This window comes from Catellatospora chokoriensis (genome assembly GCF_011297315.1).
In the GTDB taxonomy this organism is placed as follows: Bacteria; Actinomycetota; Actinomycetes; order Mycobacteriales; family Micromonosporaceae; genus Catellatospora; species Catellatospora citrea.
The window spans coordinates 19,415-38,056 of sequence record NZ_JAAOTI010000024.1 but is presented as its reverse complement, the minus strand read 5'-3'; the positions used below and the strand labels follow the sequence as shown (position 1 = coordinate 38,056).

Below are 18,642 nucleotides of genomic sequence, written 5' to 3'. Positions count from 1 at the left end.
CTCGTTCGGTCCTCGTCGGGGTCATCGAAAGCGGGCCGGCGCGCGCTCTTCGGGTCTGAGCAGGCGATCTGGATGGTATCCGTGTCTCGCGCCGCGGCCGGGCGCAACGTAATCTGCTCGCCGTGGCTCGTCATGGCATGAAGAACTGGCTGGAGGCCGTCGTACGGAGTGGCCTTGTCGCCACCCAGACGCGTCGGGGGATGACGCGCGCACGCTGGTGCGCCCTCGGCGTTGGTGCGGCCGTACTCGTCGCTGGGGTGACCTGGGCCCTGTGGCCTGAGGCCGAGGGACCGAACTCCCGGCAGTATCGCGACGTGGTGGCTTGCATGTTGACCGACGACAAGGGCCTGAACAGCCCCGATGCGGCTCTGGTCTGGTCGGGTATGCAGGAGGCGTCCGTGCAGACGCTGGTCCGGGTCCAGTACCTCACCGTCGACGGCGAGCAGACCGTGGAGAACGCGCGCGGCTATCTCAACAGCCAGGTGCAGAGCCGGTGCACGATGGTGTTCGCGGTGGGCGAGGCGCCGCGCGCGGCGGTGCGGGACAACGCCTCCGCACATGCCGATGTGCGATTCGTGGTGTTCGCGGCAGCGCTATCGGACGAGAAGGCGAACGTGTCCGTTCTGGAGCTTTCGCGGGCTGCAGTCCGTACTGCCGTAATTGACGAAACGGGCGCTGGCCAGCAATAACAAAGATCGCTATTGACCCGACGAAGCCGAACATAAATGATCTCCCCGGTTTACCACGGGGAGGAGCCCAGTCATGGGTCGGTCAGCTGTGCGCGTCTTGCATCGGGTCGCGTTCGTCACTGCTGTGCTGTTCGGTCTGACGTTCGCGGTTCCTGCGGGCGTGGTCCCCGCTAACGGCGAGTTCCCGATCTCGTGGCTGTGGTCGTGGCTGCCGCACCAGCCCGCGTGGGCGGGTGATGCGCTGTTTAGCCTGTCCGGGCACGAACTCAACGGCGCGTCCGGTCGCAGCCATGACGCGCCGAGCTCGGCGACGAGGGCGAACGGCGGTGCAGGCCGTGCGCCCGGGCATGCGCCGGGCGCGCTGCCCGATGACGTGCTGCCCGAGCAGACCCGCAAGCCGACAACGACCCCGCCGATCGACGGCAAGTTCGACCCGGCGACGAGCAAGCGGCTGCCTCAGCGGTCCGGCCGCAGCTCGGACGTCTACCAGAACGCCGACGGGACCATGACCCGGCGGGTGGCTGCCGGACCCGTCAACTTCCGCGCCTCGGACGGGACGTGGCAGCCCATCAAGACCGGCCTGCAGCGGCGGTCTGACGGCCGGCTGCACATGACGGCCAACTCGCTGGCGGTCTCACTGGCCGGCCGGGTGCGCGGCGGCCGTGACGCCGGCACGGCACTGGTGTCGATGACGCTGCCGGGCGGACAGAAGCTCGGCTACGACCTTGCCGACGCCGCGGACGTGACACCGGTGGTGGACGGCTCGTTGGCGACCTACCGCGGGGTGCTGCCGCAGACGGATCTCGAGCTGCGCATGTTCGAGTCCGGTGTCGAGGAGACGATGGTCCTGGCATCACCGGACGCGCCGAACTCGTGGCTGTACCCGCTGCACCTGGACGGGCTGACGCCGCGCCTCGACGACGACGGCTACGTCGCGCTGCTGGACACCAGCGGCAAGACGGTCGCATGGTTCCCCCGCGGGCGCATGGAGGACTCCCACGTCGAACTGCCCACAGGCGAGCGGACCTCTTCCGACAAGATCACGTATGAGTTGGTGGACACGCCCGAAGGCCAGGCGCTGCGGGTGACCGCGGACGCGGCATGGTTGCGCGACCCGGCTCGCGTGTACCCGGTGCGGGTCGACCCGACCGCGACGACGGGCACCACGGCCGACGTGTTCGTCGACAACGACCCCAGCACCGACTCCTCGACGCAGAACGGCCACTCGCTCGCTGTCGGCTACGACAACGAGTCGCCCGCGCGCTCGTTCATCGCGTTCGATGAGTTCGACGACGACTCGTTCCTCGGCAAGCGGATCACCTCGGCCCGGCTCAAGCTGTTCCACACCTGGTCCTGGAACTGCACCGCGCACCTGCCCGTATACGTGCACAAGGTGTTGGACACGTGGAAGGTCGTGAACCTGAGCACCAGCACGCTTCCCGGGCCGTCGCGCAGCAACGCCATCGGCACCCTGAACATCACCGACAACTATCCGGCCTGCACCAACACCAGCGCCAACCGAGATGTGGGCAAAGACTGGTGGGTAAGTCTCAACCCGGGCACCTTCAACGACTGGTCGATCGGCGGGCGCAACTACGGCCTGGCGCTGACCGCGTCGGAGACCGACCCGGCGGGCTGGAAGCGGTTCACGGCCGCGAACTACAACGCCGGTGAGCACAAGGCCATCCTCGAGCTGACCTATGCACTGAACGTGGCGCCGCAGGTGGACGCGCAGTACCCGCCGCACGGGTACCAGTCGCCCACCCTCACCCCGGAACTGCTGGTCTCCGGGCAGGACCCGGACGCGTTCCCGAAGACGATCACGTTCAACTTCCAGGTGTTCGACAAGACCGGTACCAAGATCGCCGAATCGGGGGCGACCAGTTCCCGCCGCTGGGTCGTCCCGTCGGGCAAACTGGCGTGGGGCGAGACCTACACATGGTGGGCCGTCGCCAGTGACGGCCAGGTCGACAGCAGCTCGCAGACCCTCAACGTGCTCAGCACGCCGGTGCCACAGCCGTCGATCACCTCGACCCTGTCCCAGAATGGCGACAAGGGCTTCGACCCGACGGCGGGCAACTACACCACCGCCGCGACCGACGCGACGATCGCCACGGTCGGCCCGTCGCTGTCGGTGCAGCGCTCCTACAACAGCGTCGACCCGCGTAACAGCGCGTTCGGGTTCGGTTGGGCAGGCATCGCCGACTCCCGCGCGGTTGAGCGTTATGACGCCGCCGGTGCGCTGCAGACTGTGGTCGTCACCTACCCCAACGGTCAGGACGTCGCCTTCGGCAAGAACGACGTCGGCGGCTCGTTCACTCCACCGAGCGGCCGGTTCGCGACCTTCAAGTCCGCCACCGGTGGCGGGTACGAGCTTGTCGACAAGGACGGCACCCGCTACGCCTACACCAAGGGTTCGGCCGGCACGTACGCGATCAGCTCCATCTCCGACGCCCAGGGCCGCACCGAGACCTTCACGTACGACGCGAACAACCGCCTCGCCAAGATGATCGCGGCTTCTGGGCGTAGGCTGCACTTCACGTGGGCGCAGCCCAGCGGTGCGACGGCACACCACGTGACGACGGTGTCCACTGACTGGGCCGACCCCGCCGACGCGAATTCGGTGCAGACCTGGCAGTACAACTACACGGGCGATAAGCTGACCTCGGTCTGCCCGCCCGACGGCTCGGCGTACTGCACCACCTACACGTATGAGAACAATTCGGTGCACCGCGGCGTCGTGCTCAACCAAGGCCCGCGCTCGTACTGGCGGCTGAACGAAACCTCCGGCACCACCGCGAACAGCTCGGTGGTCGACAAAGCCGGCGTCGACAACGGGACCTACACCGACGTCGCCCTCAACCAGGCCGGACCGCTCAGCGGTGGCACCTCCAAAGCGGTCGGCTTCAACGGCACCTCGTCGTCGGTGAAACTGCCGTCGAACCTCGCCGCGACTGCCGGGTACCAGTCGGTCAGCATGTGGTTCAAGGCCGCGCCGGGCAGCGGCGACGGAGTGCTTCTCAGCCAGTCCTGGGACGACCCGGCTGCTTCCGCCACCAGCAATGGCGCCTACTCTCCGACGCTCTATCTGGGCTCGGACGGTAGGCTACAAGGCGGGTATCCGACCGCTCCGCCGGTCGGGTTGCTGGGCAGCATGACCAGCACCGCGTCGGGTCGTTGCCTCGACGTCCAAGGCGGCCCGGCGGTGAACTACGCCCGGCTGACAATCTTCGACTGCCACGGCGGCGCCAACCAGCAGTGGACGCTCGACAGTACCAACCGACTTACCGTCACGGTGTCCGGCGTGACCAAGTGCCTCGACGCGCTCAGCGGCGGCACCGCCGATGGCACTGATGTCATCCTCTTCGACTGCCACACCGGCACCAACCAGAAGTGGTCGGTCTTGGCCGACGGCCGGATCATGAACCAGAACTCCGGCAAATGCCTCGATGTCGAGGCCAACGGCCTGGAAAACGGCAGCTACGCGCAGCTGTGGAGCTGCGGAACGGTTCCCCAGGGCAACCAGTCGTGGCACTCCCGCGCACACTGGCCGATGCAGACCGCCACGTCGTACGCCGACGGCAACTGGCACCACGTCGTGCTATCAGCCTTCGGCGACCAGCAGAAGCTGTTTGTCGACGGCCAGGAGACCGGGTCCAAGAACGGCCTGCTGGTGCAGGACATCCAGGACAAATTCACCTACTTGGGCGTGGGATACCTCGGCGGTGCCTGGCCCAACCAGTCGCACCCCGACGTCCTGAAGAACACTGGCACCCGGGACTACTTCAACGGCTCGATCGCTGAGGTCTCCTTCTTCGACCGGGCGCTCACCGCAGACACCGCCAGAGAGATCTTTGACGCCCGACGCTCCACCGACCTGCTCAAGTCCGTGGTGCGCCCGTCGGGCAAGGTCGCCGCATCGGTCAACTACGACACGGTGACCGGCATGGTCAAGGACGTCACCGATGAGAATGGCGGGGTCTGGAAGCTCAACGCACCGACGATCCAGGGAACGAGCCTGGTCTACCAGAGCGCCGCGCTGGCGGGAGCGCCCGCCGACTACTACCGCATGGCCGAGACTGGCGTCACCAACGCGGTCAACCAGGTCAACGGCAACACGGCCACGTACAACTCGGTCACCCTAGGTACCGTGGACGGCCCGTTCAGCGACAGCACCGTGGCCAGTTTCAACGGGACCAGCTCGTACCTCCAGCTGCCCGCCGAGGACGTGCCGACCGCAGGCCCGGTCTCGATGAGCATGTGGTTCAAGATGCCGGCGGGCAACACGGCCGGTGGCGTGCTCTATAGCTACCAGGCCGCGCCGATGAGCAACCTCGATGCCGCTGGCCACTGGACCCCGGCCCTGTATGTCGGGACCGACGGCAAGCTGCGCGGGCAGATCTGGATCGAATCGATGACCATGATGACATCCGACAATGCCGTCAACGACGGCAAATGGCATCACGTCGCCATCTCGGCAGCTAGCAACAGCCAAGCCTTGTACCTGGACGGTGCCAAGATCGGCACCTTGAATAGCGCCATCGTTGCCACATCCGCCGTGCAGGCCTACGTCGGCGCGGGCAAGTGGGAGGGTGGCTGGCCTGCCCACGGCACGTCGCGCGCCGGCTACTGGCCCGGACAGATCGCCGACTTTGCCTACTACCGCACGCAGCTCAGCGATGCTCAGGTGGCGAGCCAGTTCGCGGCACGGGACCAGGCCAACGGTGTCAAGGGCAAGTGGGTCACCATCACCGACCCCGGCGACAAGTCCCTGGTCACGATCAGCGATCTGAACACGGGACGCAAGGTCGCCGACACCGACGCGCGGGGCAAGATGACGCGGTACGGCTACGACACTGCCGGATTCGTGCGCACCGTCACCGACCCCAACGGCAACGTCACGATCACCGAGCACGACGTGCGCGGCAACACGATCTCGTCGACGACCTGCCAGGACTACTCGGCCAGCAAGTGCTCGACGGTCTATTACACGTTCTACCCCGATGCGACCACCCGGGTGCTGACCCCGGACCCGCGCAACGACGTCATGCTCACGATGCGTGATGGCCGGTCGTCGTCGGCGACGGACAACACCTTCCTGACCACCTACGAGTACGACGCCAAGGGCAATCGCACCAGGGTCACCGATCCGCTGGGCCGCGTCACCACGACCGCGTACACGGCTGCGCCGACAGCCACTGGCAGCGCCAGCTGCGACGCCAACACCGAAGTGGGTAAGGCGTTCGACCGCGACTGGTCCAGCGGCAACTGGTCGAAGTTCTGCTCCCACGAAGCCTCGGCCTGGCTGCAGGCGCAGTGGCCCACGGCGCAGACGTTTACCGCCATCACGGTCCGCCACGCGGAGGCGGGCGGCGAGACGGCGGCTTACAACACCAGGGACTTCGACATCCTCACGTCGGACGATGGCGCCAGCTGGACGGCGCGGTTCCAGGTTCGCGGCAATACGTCCGCGGTCACCACGCACGACCTGCCCGCCCCCGTGTCGGCGAGATATCTGAAGATCTCGGTGATCACCCCGCAGAGCGGGGCCGAGCACGTCGCCACCCGGATCTACGAGGTCGAGACGAACTTCACGGTCCCGGCGGGCCTACCGCGCACCGTCACCACGCCCGGTGGCGCAGTGCAGACCGTCGAGTACCTGATCAGCGGCGACGTGGCGAAGGTGACCGACCCGGCCGGTCTGGTCACCAAGTACACCTATGACCAGCTCGGCCGCAAGATCACCGAGACGGAGGTGAACAAGAGCTTCCCGGCGGGCGTCACCACTTCGTACACCTACGACAAGGGCAACCGGATCAGGACCCAGACAGACCCGGCGATCACCAACCGGGTCACCGGCGCCCAGCACACCGCGGTGACCACCACCGAATACGACCGGGACGGCAACGTGCTGTCCCAGACGACCGCGGACAGCACCGGCGGCGACGCCTCCCGAACACAAGCCAGCACCTACAACAACCGCGGCCAGCAGCTGACCTCGACCGACGAGGCTGGCAAGACGACGACGTTCGAGTACGACGCCTTCGGCCGGGTCGTCAAGGAGATCGAGCAGGACGGCGGCGAGACCGTCTCCACCTACGATGAGACCGGCAACCTGCTCACCACCACGGTCAAGGGCTTCACCGGCGACCCGGCGAACCCGCTGCCGGCGCCCATCGACCTGGTGATGACCTCGAAGGCCTACGACCCGTCGGGACGTCTAGCCTCGGAGACCGACCCCGAGGGCGTCACCACCGAGTACACCTACACCGACAACGGCCTGACTGCGACGGTGACCCGCAAGAAGGGCACCAGCTCGTTCACCATCGAGCAGAACACCTACGACGCCGCCGGAAACCTCATCCAGCAGGTCACCAACAACGGCGCGACGACGACGGCCTATAAGTACGACGCCGCGAGCCGGCAATACGAGTCGACGCTGGACCCGGGCGGCCTCAACCGCACCACCACCCAAGCACTCAGCGCCGACGACCACGTCCTGGCCACCACGGACAAGGACGGCACGGGCAAGGTCTACGGCTACAACGAGTCAATCTACGACCCGATGGGACGAGTGCTCGCCTCGACGACATATAGCCCTACCGGGCTGGCCCCTGTTGCCCGCTGGAGGTTGGACCAGACGAGTGGCACGACGGCCACTGATTCAGTGGGAAACACAGCGGCTCAGTTCTCGCCGACCGGTGTGCGATGGTCGACGGATCGTCCGCCGACACGGCCGGATCTGACCGGTTCGGCGGAGTTCAAGCACGACGGCACGCCAGGGTCGCTGTCCACCACCGGGCCAGTGGTGGACACGGCCCGCTCGTACACGGTGTCGGCGTGGGTGCGTCTCGTCGATCCCACATGGAACCAGGCGGCGGTGTCGCAGGACGGACCACAGTTCACCTCCTTCGCGTTGGGCTACGACATCGGCAACTCCGGTTGGCGCATGTTTGCGTGCAACGCCGATATGTCGGCGTGTGTAGCGCCAAGTTCCACCAGCCCTGCCGCACGCGACACATGGACTCATCTGACCGGTGTGTATGACGCCGGCACCAAGACGGTGAGCCTCTACGTCAATGGCGTCTTCCAAGGTAGCCAGAACCTACCCGGCGTAACCGGACTGTCGGGACCTCTGGCAATCGGTGATCTCAAGTGGGACAACGCTCGCAATGATCACTGGCCGGGCAAGATCGCCGATGTCCAGGCGTATCAGAAGGCCTTGAATGCTGCGGAGGTTGCCTCGATCTACGGCGGGACCGCGCCGGCTGTGGACGCGAAGGTCATCCGGACCTCCTCGCAGCTGGACGTCGACGGCGCGGTGAAGGCTGTCGCTGACGCCAACGGCAACACGACCCGCTACGAGGTCGATGAAGCCGGGCGGATGGTGAAGAGCACTACACCGCAGGTGTTGACCGAGTCGGTCGACCAGGGGCAGGTCGCGGCCAACGCGGTGTCGTGGGCGGGATACGACACGTTCGGTGCGGTGACCGACTCGCAGGACGCGCTGGGCCGCTGGACCCGCACGGAGTACGACGCGGCCGGTCACGTGGTGAAGGTGCGCATGCCGTCCTACACGCCACCGGGCTCGTCGACACCGATCACGCCGGAGACCACGTCGACCTACGACGACCTCGGCCAGCTCAAGACGGTCACCGACCCGCTGGGCAAGGTGACCTCGTACGACTACGACCAGCTGGGCCGGGTGTGGCGGATGACCGCGCCCGACGGCGGCGTCACGAAGTACACCTACAACAACGTGGGCGCGGTCCTGGCCGTCACCGACCCGGAGGGCGCCGTCAACGAGACGGTGTACGACTTCCTGGGCCGCACGGACAAGTCGCGGCAGTTCGTCCGGCAGACAGGGCAGACCCATGAGACGAAGTACACCTACGGAACAGGTGGCTGGCTGTCGGAGGTGACGTCAGCCGCCGGTGTGAAGACCAGCAAGACCTACAACGCCGCCGGGCAGCCGCTGACCGTCAAGGACGGCGCGAACAACACCACCAGCTACAGCTACGACGGCGGTGGCCGGCTGGAGCAGACGACACTGGCCGACGGCTCCTACACGCGATCCGTCTACGACCTGACGGACCGGGTCACCTCGACATCGTCGTACAAGCTCGGCGGCGCGCTACTGAAGACCGAATCGAGCGAGTACGACCCTAACGGCCAGGTGCTGAGCAGCACGGACGCGATGAACATCAGGACGACGTTCACGTACGACGCGACCGGCCTGCTCACGTCGTTCTCGCAGCCGATCTCAGGTTCGGACTCGATCGTCAGCAGCTTCGGCTACGACCTGGCCGGCAACCGGACCCGGTTCACCGACGGGCGCAACAACTCGTTCTGGACGGCGTACAACACGTTGGGCCTGCCGGAACGGGTGATCGAGCCGGCGACGACCGCGTTCGCGAACCTGGGGGATCGCACCTACACCACCGCGTACGACGCGGCGGGCCGGGCGGTGTCGCAGACCCAGCCCGGTGGCGTCACCACCACCTACACTTACGACGACATGGGCCGACTGGTCGCGCAGTCCGGCGTGGGCGCGGAGGCGACGACCGCCGACCGCACGTTCGGCTACGACCGCGCCGGCCGGATGGTCTCGCTGTCGGGCTCCGGCGGCGCCAACACGTTGACCTACGACGACCGGGGCCTGCTCCGGGCGGTGACAGGCCCGTCGGGTGACTCGTCGTTCGACTACACCGCCGACGGCAACATGGCCAAGCGCACCGACGCCGCAGGCGAGACGACCTACGGGTACGACTCCGCAGGCCGGCTGGCGTCGCTGAGCAATCCGGCGGCCGGGGTGCTGGCAGGCTACGAGTACAACAACCTGTCACAGGTCAACAAGATCACCTACGGTGCGACGGGCAACGTCCGCTCCTTCGGCTTCGACGACATGCACAGGCCGAGCTCCGACGAACTCAAGACGCCAGGCACCGGCGGCACCACGATCGCGAAGATCGAATACGAGTTCGACAAGAACGGCAACGAGACCCGCAAGAAGACCACCGGCTTCGCGCAGTCGGCCGACAACATCTACACCTACGACCTGGCCGGTCGCCTCACATCGTGGAACAACGGCACCGCCACCACGGTCTACGCCTACGACAAGTCCGGCAACCGGGTCCAGAACGGCCCCAAGACGTTCACCTACGACGCCCGCAACCGGCTCCAACTCGGAGGCGGCGCCACCTACACCTACACCGCGCGGGGCACCCTCGCGCAGGTCACCGACGGCAGCAGCTCGTACACGACCCTGTCCGACGCGTTCGGCATGGCCGTGTCGCAGCAGGGCACCGGCGGCACCCAGACCTACACCTACGACGGCCTGGGCCGGGCGATCCGCCCCGGGTTCGCCTACACAGGTATCGGCAACGACCTCGCCGCAGACGGTGCTGCGACCTACGTGCGCGACACCGCCGGTGCCCTGGTCGGCGAGGTAGCGGGTGCGATCAAACGGCTCGCCTACACCGACCTGCACACCGATGTCGTCGGCCAGTTCACGGCCACCGGCACCGTGCTGGACGGATCGACCGCCTACGACCCGCTAGGCAAGGTCCTCAACACCATCGCCATGATCGGCAACCTCGGCTACCAGTCGGAGTGGACCGACGGGCTCACCAGCCGGGTCAACATGCACGCCCGCTGGTACAACCCTGACACCGGCCAGTTTGACTCCCGCGACACCGCCAGCAACAGCCAGGTACCGGACTCGATCAACGCCAACCGCTACCAGTACGGCGACGGCAACCCGATGACGGTCACCGACCCGACCGGCCACTGGGGCTACAACCCGTTCAAGGCCATAGCCAAGGCAGCGTCGAGCGTCTCGTCGTTCGTCTCGAACACGGTCAGTTCGGTGCGCTCCTCGGCAGCGAGCGCCTGGAACTCGGTAAGCAGCTACGCCGCAGAAAAGTACCAACAGGCACGCAACTACGTGGCCACGAAGGTCGAGCAGGTCAAGACCGTCGTGAAGAAGGCCAAAAACTACGTCAAGAAGAAGGTCGAACAAGGCCGCAAGTGGGTCGCCAAGAAGGTCGACCAGGTCAAGAAGAAGGCCAAGGCGGCCTACAAGAAGGTCCAACAGGCAGGCAAGCAACTCGTCGCCAAGGCAGCTAAGGTCGCCACCAACCCCATCGGAGCGATCAAAGACGCCTACAAAGCGACAGAGAAATGGGTCAAAGAGAACAAGAACCTCCTGATCGAGATCGCCGCTGTCGGCGTCGGCGTGCTGGCCGGCCTCGCCTGCACCGCGGTGACCGCAGGCGCAGGCGCCGTCGCCTGCATGGTCGGCGCCGGCGCGCTGATCAACCTGGCCAAGGACGGCTTGCAGGGCGACATCCACTCCCTTGGTGACGCTCTTGGATCGCTGGGCACCGGTGCGCTGTCAGGCCTCGCAGGCGGGGTCGGTGGCCTGGTGGGCGCGAAGGTGGCCGCCGCGATCGCGAACAAGGTCGGCACCGGCGTGCTCGGCAAGCTCACGACCGAGGCGGGCGAGAACTTCGTCGGCGACGCCGTCGACCAGTTCATCAGCACCGGCAGCGTCAGCCCGAGCAGCCTGCTCGAAAGCGCCGTCCCCGGCCTTGGTGCTCTCAGCAAGGGTCCGAAACCCAAGGTCGGCCAAGGCGCAGGAGGTGGCGGAGCCGGAGCCGGGGGTGGTGGACCTGGCGGTGGCGCCAAGAGCTGTCACAGCTTCGACCCGGCGACCCCTGTACGCATGGCGGACGGCAGCACACGGCCGATCAAGGACGTAAACGTTGGTGACAAGGTCGCCGCGACGGACCCGATCACCGGCGAGACTGCGGCGAGACCGGTCACGATGCTGCACCGCAACCATGACAAGGATCTGACCGACGTCACGGTGCGCAACAAGGAGACCGGCAAGCTCACCACCCTGCACACCACCCAGCACCACCCGTTCTGGAACAAGACCAAGGGCGAATGGACTGATGCTAAGGACCTGACCGCGGGCACCGAACTGCAGGTGCTTGGCGCGGGCGAGGTCGTCGTCGAGGCCGTCAAGAGCTGGGACGGCGAGAAGGAGATGCGCGACCTCACGGTCGCAGAGATCCACACGTACTATGTGCTCGCTGGTGACCAGCCGGTCCTGGTGCACAACAACAACGCCAATAAGTATCTCGAAGGATGCCCCGTCAATGTCACATCTCGTACGGTGACGAACTCGGCTGGGCAGCAAGTTGAGCGGCATACCGTGGATAACGAGGATGATCTCCTCGCAATTGCTGATCATCTCGCTGGTGGCAGCCTGGACAACTTTGAGAACCGGAAGCCCGATTTCTGGCGTGGCCAGCTTCCTGACGGAACTCACCGCGATATTGAATTCAATCTGGTGGGACACGACTTTCCGCCGGAAGGCCCGCATGTAAAATTGTCCGAGTTGGACGACAACGCTCGCGGGGTAACCAAGGGTAACCCTTGGCGAACAGTGCTGAAGGTCTTCATCAGAGGTCGTGAGTTCAAATGACATCAGTAAAGCGGCACGTGAACTGGGACTTCGCGGAGAGTGTCCTGTCCGCGGTCCTGCCGGGATCCACGGCATTCGATCCTAATGGTATCGTTGGCATCCCGCTGGACGCTTGGGAGTCCTTCGACATCGAACAGCGGGATGCGGATGTCATTGAAGATGAATTCCTATCTCGTTGCGTCGGCCTCAAGGGTCCCCTAATTGTCGTCAACAGCACCAGCTTTGACGCGGATCAAGGCCCGTTCTTCGTGGAGGCATCGCAACTCCACCAATTCGTAAAGACGTTTCATGTTCGTGTCCGCGACTACTTTATGTACGCCAGCGTAATAGTCGTTTCTCCATTGACTGGAATCGTCATCATCGTTCAGGACGATGGCTATATCGTTACCGTGCAAGGTAGATCAATAATGGCGCCATCCTGCGACATGGGAGGGGCTTGAGATTGGCATCGCGAGCGAAGTGGAGTGGCTATGGGGTGAATACACTCCGCATTGGTGCCATTGCGAAGTGCGTTGAGGGGCATCGGTGTGCGCGGGGGTTGCCGTCGGCGTTGCCGTCACGGATGTGCATCGAATGTGCATGGATCGATGGATTGCGGCTGAAGATCATCGGTGGCGCAGCGCGTAGCGGCGCGGCGTCCATCGCCGGGAACCGGGCGAAAGGCTTGACTGCCGATGCGATCGTCGCGGCCTTGTGCGGAGACGGACGGGGCAGCATCGTTTGAGCGCGGTTGCGTGGGCGCGTGCGCGCGGGCCGGAACGGCATAGCGCGTGCGCGTGCGTCCGGCGTAGCCGGGCGCTCTTGATGTTCTTTGTATAGCAACTTTGAGCCCACTCGGGACTTCGGCTTGGTCGGTGGCGGTCAGGTCAGGTTGGAGGCGCGGTTGTCGAGGCGTTGGGCTGTGGTGAGTCCGCGTCGTCGGTAGACGGCGAGGTGGGCGCGCATGCTGGTGACAGCGTCGCGGGTGCGGGCGGAGCGGATGCCGGTCATGCCGTCCAGGGCGGTGTTCCAGGTCTGGCAGGCGGCTTCGACGTTGCCTCGGGCGCATTGGATCTCGGCGAGGTCGGCCAGGGTGAGGGCGTGGATGCGCGGGTGGGTGGCCGGGTTCCAGCAGCGGGCCGAGCGTCGTAGCTGGTCTTCGGCTGCGGTGAGGTCGCCCATCGCTTGGAGGGCTTTGCCGGACTGGTTGGCCAGGCGGGCTTCGGCGGGTCCGCCCAGCGACGCCCACTCGGGTGCGGCGTCGCCGCGGCTGCGGTCGAGTAGCCGTTCTGCCGTGGAAAGCGCTGAGCGTGCCTGCTGGTTGTCGCCGCTGGTGGCGTGGGCGCGGGCGGCGGTGAGCCAGAACAGGCTTTCGGTGTCGGGGTCGGTGCGGCCTTTGACCCGGTCGAGTGCGGCGCCGGCCAGGTCGACGCAGTGTTCGCGGCGTCCGAGGTCCATGGCCTGGTGGGCGAGGATGCGCAGCCCGTATGCGGCGTGCGCGTGGGGGTCGGCCTCGGCGGCGAGCTGGTAGGAGTGCAGGTAGTAGCGCTGCGCCAGCCCTGGCAGGCCCAGGTCGTGTGCCTTCCACCCGGCCAGGTACGACAGTTGGGCGGCTGCGGCGAACATCGAGCGGCGCAGTGCGTCGGTGGCGAAGGTTCCGCGCAGGTAGGCGGTGACGTCGGTGGTGAGGTATTCGACGACGGCGGTGCGGGCGTGGCCGCCGCCGAGGCGTTCGTCTGCGGCGTTGAACGCGGCGGTCATCTGCCGGACGGCGTCGATCTCGCCCTGGCCGACGGTGACTGTCGGTCGGGTGCGGGCGGCGTGGGCGCGGGCGGCGATCTCGGGCTGTTGCAGCGGCAGCACTAGCGCGGCGACCGAGTACGCGGCACCGGAGATCAGGGTGCGGCGGTCCACGTCGGCTCTGCCCAGGTGCGCGACGGCGGCCACGGCGTCCGGCGGCAGGCTCGCCGGGTCGTAGACGGGTTCATTGCCTGAGCCTAGCCCGAGGTCGGCTGGTGTGAGTGGACGTGCCAGGCGTCGTGACAGGGCTTCGGCGAGGTAGCCGGCGGTGCGTGGCTGGGGGCGGGTGCCGGCGATCCAGTGCGCGACCGACGACTTATTGGCCCGCAGCCGGTTGTCGCCGTTCTCGGCGGCGATGTGGCACACCGACCGGGCGAGGGCCTCGTAGGAGATCCCGGCCTCGGCGATGAGGTGTTGCAGCCGGTCGTTGGGTGCGGTGCTGGCGCGCACGTGTTCGCCCTTTCGTGAGCGTGGTTCATCAACGTGGTTAAACCTGTGAAACGCTCGCACCTGCCCGTGAGCCTACAGTCCGGGCGTGGTCGCCGGTTGACTGTCGGTAGGGGTGATTCGCACCCGCCCCGATCGGCGCGGCGGCCGGACGCATCCCATGGCACCGGTCGCCGCGCCTCGTCGCCACGCCAAGGGGAGGGACCGACCGTGGGTAGAGCGCTGACAGCCGGGCAGTTCGAGGTGTACGCGCGACGGAAGATCACCGTCGCCCTGGACATCCTCGACGGCCACCACGCGGACCTGTTCGGCCTGTGCGCGTGCGGCAGGCCGCAGCCGTGCTCGGTCGCGGCCACCTGCCAGGCTACGATCGACCACTACCGGGCCAAGCTCGCACTGGTCGGAGCGACCCAGCCGCTTCGGCTCGTCGTGTCGCAGTCGTCGTCGGCCGCATACCGTCCAGGGGTCGCACTACCGGCGATCGGAACCTGAACCGAGCGACGCGCGGGCCGCACCACGTACCGCCGCCCATCGACGCTCACGAGATCAGTTAGTCGCTGGTATTGGCGTCTGACGATGCTGTGTCCTGGGTCACCTGCGACGTGCGCTCACGTTGCCGTCACGGTAGCCGTCAAGGAAGATGCCCGGTTCCGCCCGTCGCGAGAAGCCACAGGTGGGAGCCGAAATGCATCGACTATCGCCTGCATGAGGGGCAACTTTCCCACACGTACTATGTGCTCGCCGGGGACACGCCGGTCCTGGTTCACAACTGCGGTGACCAGCATGTTGCTCTCGGTTTGAAGTCCGAGGTAAAGGGCTTTGCCGATAAGATTGGCGCTGAACACTTCATGGGTGACAAGGACTGGAAGGGCAGTGTATGGACTGCAGCAAATTTGCTAAAGCTTGACAAGCCGGGTATTCGTGTGTCCTTTACCCTCGATGGCATGCACGGACTCGAGGGTGGTGTAGAGGGCGTTGTTAATACCTCTTTACTGAGGAACGCACGCCAAATTGGCGGTGCTACGGATCTAGAGTTGGCGTTCTTCAAGGATGCTGGCACTCTCGGCAAGGTTGACTTCTATATCGATGGCATCAAGCGACTCAATCCGTTCAGCTAGCTGGGGATATCATGAGTAGGATTGCGTTCCCTCTCAGTTTCGACCGTCGATTCGAACTCTGGTCTTACCGGGTCAGTCATGGTGTTCTGCTGCTTCGCAGCAACATTCGGGCCGGTTGTGCGACTCGCATCGACCTGATGTTTCGAGGCGTTACGGCGTTGAAGCTGAGAGACGAATACAAGGATCTCGTAGTCGATCTACTGTCCCTCGACGCGGCTAGGGCTGAGCTTGGACACGAAATGGATGCCATCCAAAGTGGCATGTTCGCCTTCTCGATCCGGAGTGCCTCCGGTGCAAGCGGATACGTGGTCGCGAGCAGCGTCTACCTGTCGGAGGATGACATGGATTACGGCGAGCCAAGTTCTATTGATCATCCGGAGTTTGAAGATCGCGTGATACGCGCAGCTGAGTTCAGATGACTGAGTGAACAGCGCGATTAACCAACAAACTGAATGCTATGTAGTGACGGCGTGGTGCCATTACGGCACGTATTGGCACCACGCCGTTGTGCACCGGTGGGCGTGGTCATGCGTGCAGGTTGCTGTCACGGTTGCTGTCACGTACATCGCACATATGTAGATTCGTGGATGCGATCCAATGTGGATACATCCACGTGTGTGCGGTGAGCGTTGGCTGCGGTCGGGCAGGGCTCGTGTTCGGCGCTCGTTGGCGCGGCGCGTAGCGGCGTGGCGGCGATCCCCGGAACCCACGTCGGTGGCTGACCCGCGAAGGGATCGTGACGGCCTCGCATGTCCCCGGCGCGGTGGCCGTCGGCGGGTCTGGTGGACCGATGCGTGGGTGCGTGCGCGCGGGCCGGAACGGCATAGCGCGTGCGCGTGCGTCCGGCGTAGCCGGGCGCACTTGATGTTCCTTGTATAGACGTTTTGAGCCAGCCTGTGATCTTGGGCGGTGGGCTGGGCGTCTACTTCTCGGTCTTGCGGGTGCGTGCGGTGCGCTTTGCGGGCTTCGGCTGGTCGGCGGGTTCGCGGCGGTCGCCGAAGGGGTCGGTGGCGAAGTTGCCGTGGCTGGTCTGGTAGCGGGTGGCTTCCTCGATGAGGTCCCGGTGCGTGTCGGCGTGCGCGAGCAGGTCGGCCAGGGCGGCGTTGCGGTCGGTAGCCCTGTACGGGACGAAAGATCCACGTGCCGGGCTCGTCCTGGCCAACCGCGCCGCCGCCTCCGCCCTCACCCGTAGCTCGGTCGGCACCGGGCTGGCCACGCTGCACGTCGGCGAGGCGCAGGCCATGCTCGGCAACCGGCACGAATGCCAAAGAGCGCTCGGCGAGGCCGACGAACACCTGAGCCGGGTCAGGGCCGACGATCCCGCTGCCGCGCTGTTGTGCCCCACCACACCCGGGCGGCTGGCCGGCTCCTGCTACCTGCACCTCGGGCAGCCCGCCAAAGCCGAACCGATCCTCAACGCCACCCACCAGCTTCTACGCCAGGCCAAGAAGTCCACGGCGATCGTGCTCGGCAACCTGTCACTGGCCAGCATCCGCCAGCGTCACATCGACGACGCCACCACCTACCTGCACCAGGCCATCGACGTGCTGGAACAGACGCGAGGCGGTGGCGGACTCAACATTGCCTTCACCGCCGCCCGCGAACTGCGCCCCTGGCGCGAGCACGCACCCGTCGCCGATGTCAGCGATAGGCTCATGGCCTTGATGACCACGGCATGACGGAGGCTGGCGTGATCGACCCGGCGACAGACCAAGCCAAGCAGGCCGCCCGCGAGAAGGTATGGACCCTACTCGACCAAGCCGGAGCCGCGCTGCCGCCCGAGGCGCACGGGCGCATCCCCAACTTCACCGGAGCCGACCGCGCAGCCGAGCACTTGTCCCAACTCGACGAATGGCGAAACGCGCACGTCGTCAAGGCCAACCCGGACTGGGCACAACAACCGGCACGAGCCAACGCCCTCCACGACGGCAAACTGCTCTACATGGCCGTACCGAAACTGGCCACGGCCCAACCGTTCTACCTGCTCGACCCCGACACCATCCGCGAGCCGTTGGAGATCATCACGACCGGTGACGGCGCTGCCCAGCACGCCCCCCGCGTCGAGGTCGACCACATGCGGCCCGTCGATCTCATCATCGCGGGCAGCGTCGCCGTCAACCGGCGCGGAGTACGGGTCGGCAAGGGCGCGGGATACAGCGACATCGAGGTAGCGCTGCTCACCGAGGCCGGACTCATCGGCCCGAGCACGGTCATCGTCACCACGGTCCACCCCCTCCAGATCCTCGACGAAGACCTGCCCGAGACCGAGCACGACTTCAGCCTCGACCTCATCGTCACTCCCGACGAGGTCATCCACTGCGCGCCACCGCGCCGCCCGAACGGAATCGTGGCGGCCCACCTGACACCGGAGAAGATCCGCGCCATCCCGGCATTGGCCCGGTTCTCCGACAGCGTGCGCTGAGGTTGCCGTCAGGGTTGCCGTCAACGCCGCGAAACCGGTACCCATAGATGGCAGCCACGGTCTGAACTGGCAGCTCAACAGCATGATCACCGCATGATCTGAGCGCACATGCCGTAACGCGCCCACACGTACTATGTGATGGCCGGTGACCAGCCGGTTCTTGTACACAACTGCGGCGGTTCAGATCCAGACCATGCCGACAGATGTCTTTGCGGAACCGGTGGGCCAACTCGCCTTGCAGTTAAGCCCGGCGAAGTGGGGTCTTTTGGTGACCTCAACCGTCGATCACGCGTTGGGGACGGTCTGACTCCAGACCACATTCCACAGGCGGCTTCGGGGCGTCTTGCTAACTATGATGATTACGCGGCAGTGATGCTGACGGATGCTGAGCATGCCCTAACTCGAGACTTTCGGGGTAAAGGAATTCGTACTAAGCGGCTCGATGCGGGATTGTCGTTCCGTGAGGTAGTCGCCGCGAAGTTGTGGAACTATCGGTCAATTGGCCAGCAGTTGTATGGTGAACCTTCCTACTTCAATGAATCCATCAAGGGAGTACTCGCTTATTATCGAACGAATTTCCCACACCTCGGAGTCTGACGCGATCGATGATTTCGAAGTGGTTCGATCGCTTGTTCGGAACCGTAACGTGCAGCTGGCTGGCGTCGTTGGTTTGAGTCGTGCCGTGTCACGAAC

Annotated in this window: 10 protein-coding genes; 8 read left to right on the top strand and 2 right to left on the bottom strand. The window is 65.6% G+C overall.

Annotated elements, in window-relative coordinates; genetic code table 11:
* Positions 1–137 precede the first annotated feature (137 nt).
* The 3 genes from HAV39_RS30130 (at position 138) to HAV39_RS30120 (ending at position 12,623) form a co-directional block, all read left to right on the top strand.
* A complete protein-coding gene (locus tag HAV39_RS30130) occupies positions 138–689 on the top strand; it encodes a type 1 periplasmic-binding domain-containing protein (RefSeq protein ID WP_191842554.1) in 552 nt (183 codons plus the stop codon).
* A 73-nt stretch (positions 690–762) separates the two neighbouring features.
* The gene (locus HAV39_RS30125) at positions 763–12,183 is read left to right on the top strand and encodes a LamG-like jellyroll fold domain-containing protein (RefSeq protein ID WP_191842553.1); all 11,421 of its coding nucleotides are present in this window, start codon (positions 763–765) and stop codon (positions 12,181–12,183) included.
* Positions 12,184–12,200: 17 nt separating this feature from the next.
* Positions 12,201–12,623: a hypothetical protein gene (locus tag HAV39_RS30120; protein WP_191842552.1), complete on the top strand. Its 423-nt coding sequence runs from the start codon at positions 12,201–12,203 to the stop codon at positions 12,621–12,623.
* A gap of 421 nt (positions 12,624–13,044) precedes the next feature.
* Here the strand turns inward: HAV39_RS30120 and HAV39_RS30115 are convergent, their stop codons facing one another.
* Positions 13,045–14,412, bottom strand: a complete 1,368-nt coding sequence (locus tag HAV39_RS30115; RefSeq protein ID WP_191842551.1) for an NsdA family TPR-like regulatory protein — start codon at positions 14,410–14,412, stop codon at positions 13,045–13,047.
* Positions 14,413–14,619: 207 nt separating this feature from the next.
* On the opposite strand from HAV39_RS30115, the gene HAV39_RS30110 reads away from it, so the two are divergent.
* The 3 genes from HAV39_RS30110 (at position 14,620) to HAV39_RS30100 (ending at position 15,946) form a co-directional block, all read left to right on the top strand.
* Positions 14,620–14,901, top strand: a complete 282-nt coding sequence (locus HAV39_RS30110; RefSeq protein ID WP_191842550.1) for a hypothetical protein — start codon at positions 14,620–14,622, stop codon at positions 14,899–14,901.
* Positions 14,902–15,143: 242 nt separating this feature from the next.
* Positions 15,144–15,527, top strand: coding sequence for a hypothetical protein (locus HAV39_RS30105; protein ID WP_191842549.1), 384 nt, complete (start codon positions 15,144–15,146; stop codon positions 15,525–15,527).
* 11 nt (positions 15,528–15,538) lie between these two features.
* The gene (locus tag HAV39_RS30100; RefSeq protein ID WP_191842548.1) at positions 15,539–15,946 is read left to right on the top strand and encodes a hypothetical protein; all 408 of its coding nucleotides are present in this window, start codon (positions 15,539–15,541) and stop codon (positions 15,944–15,946) included.
* A gap of 503 nt (positions 15,947–16,449) precedes the next feature.
* On the opposite strand, the gene HAV39_RS30095 is transcribed toward HAV39_RS30100, so the two are convergent.
* Entirely contained in the window at positions 16,450–16,713 is a 264-nt protein-coding gene (locus tag HAV39_RS30095) for a hypothetical protein (RefSeq protein WP_191842547.1), read from the bottom strand.
* 55 nt (positions 16,714–16,768) lie between these two features.
* Here HAV39_RS30095 and HAV39_RS30090 point away from each other — a divergent pair, with 55 nt between their 5' ends.
* Both HAV39_RS30090 and HAV39_RS30085 read left to right on the top strand, forming a co-directional pair.
* Entirely contained in the window at positions 16,769–17,206 is a 438-nt protein-coding gene (locus tag HAV39_RS30090; RefSeq protein ID WP_191842546.1) for a hypothetical protein, read from the top strand.
* On the top strand, positions 17,203–17,949 hold the full coding sequence (locus HAV39_RS30085; protein ID WP_191842545.1) for a 5-formyltetrahydrofolate cyclo-ligase: 747 nt from the start codon (positions 17,203–17,205) through the stop codon (positions 17,947–17,949). Before HAV39_RS30090 ends, HAV39_RS30085 begins: the two co-directional genes overlap by 4 nt.
* Positions 17,950–18,642: the final 693 nt, after the last annotated feature.

Bases quoted from the DNA above. Each gene is read 5' to 3' on its own strand.
- HAV39_RS30130 (WP_191842554.1), top strand. From the start codon at position 138: ATGAAGAACTGGCTGGAGGCCGTCGTACGGAGTGGCCTTGTCGCCACC.
- HAV39_RS30125 (WP_191842553.1), top strand. From the start codon at position 763: ATGGGTCGGTCAGCTGTGCGCGTCTTGCATCGGGTCGCGTTCGTCACT.
- HAV39_RS30100 (WP_191842548.1), top strand. From the start codon at position 15,539: ATGAGTAGGATTGCGTTCCCTCTCAGTTTCGACCGTCGATTCGAACTC.
- HAV39_RS30090 (WP_191842546.1), top strand. From the start codon at position 16,769: ATGCTCGGCAACCGGCACGAATGCCAAAGAGCGCTCGGCGAGGCCGAC.
- HAV39_RS30085 (WP_191842545.1), top strand. From the start codon at position 17,203: ATGACGGAGGCTGGCGTGATCGACCCGGCGACAGACCAAGCCAAGCAG.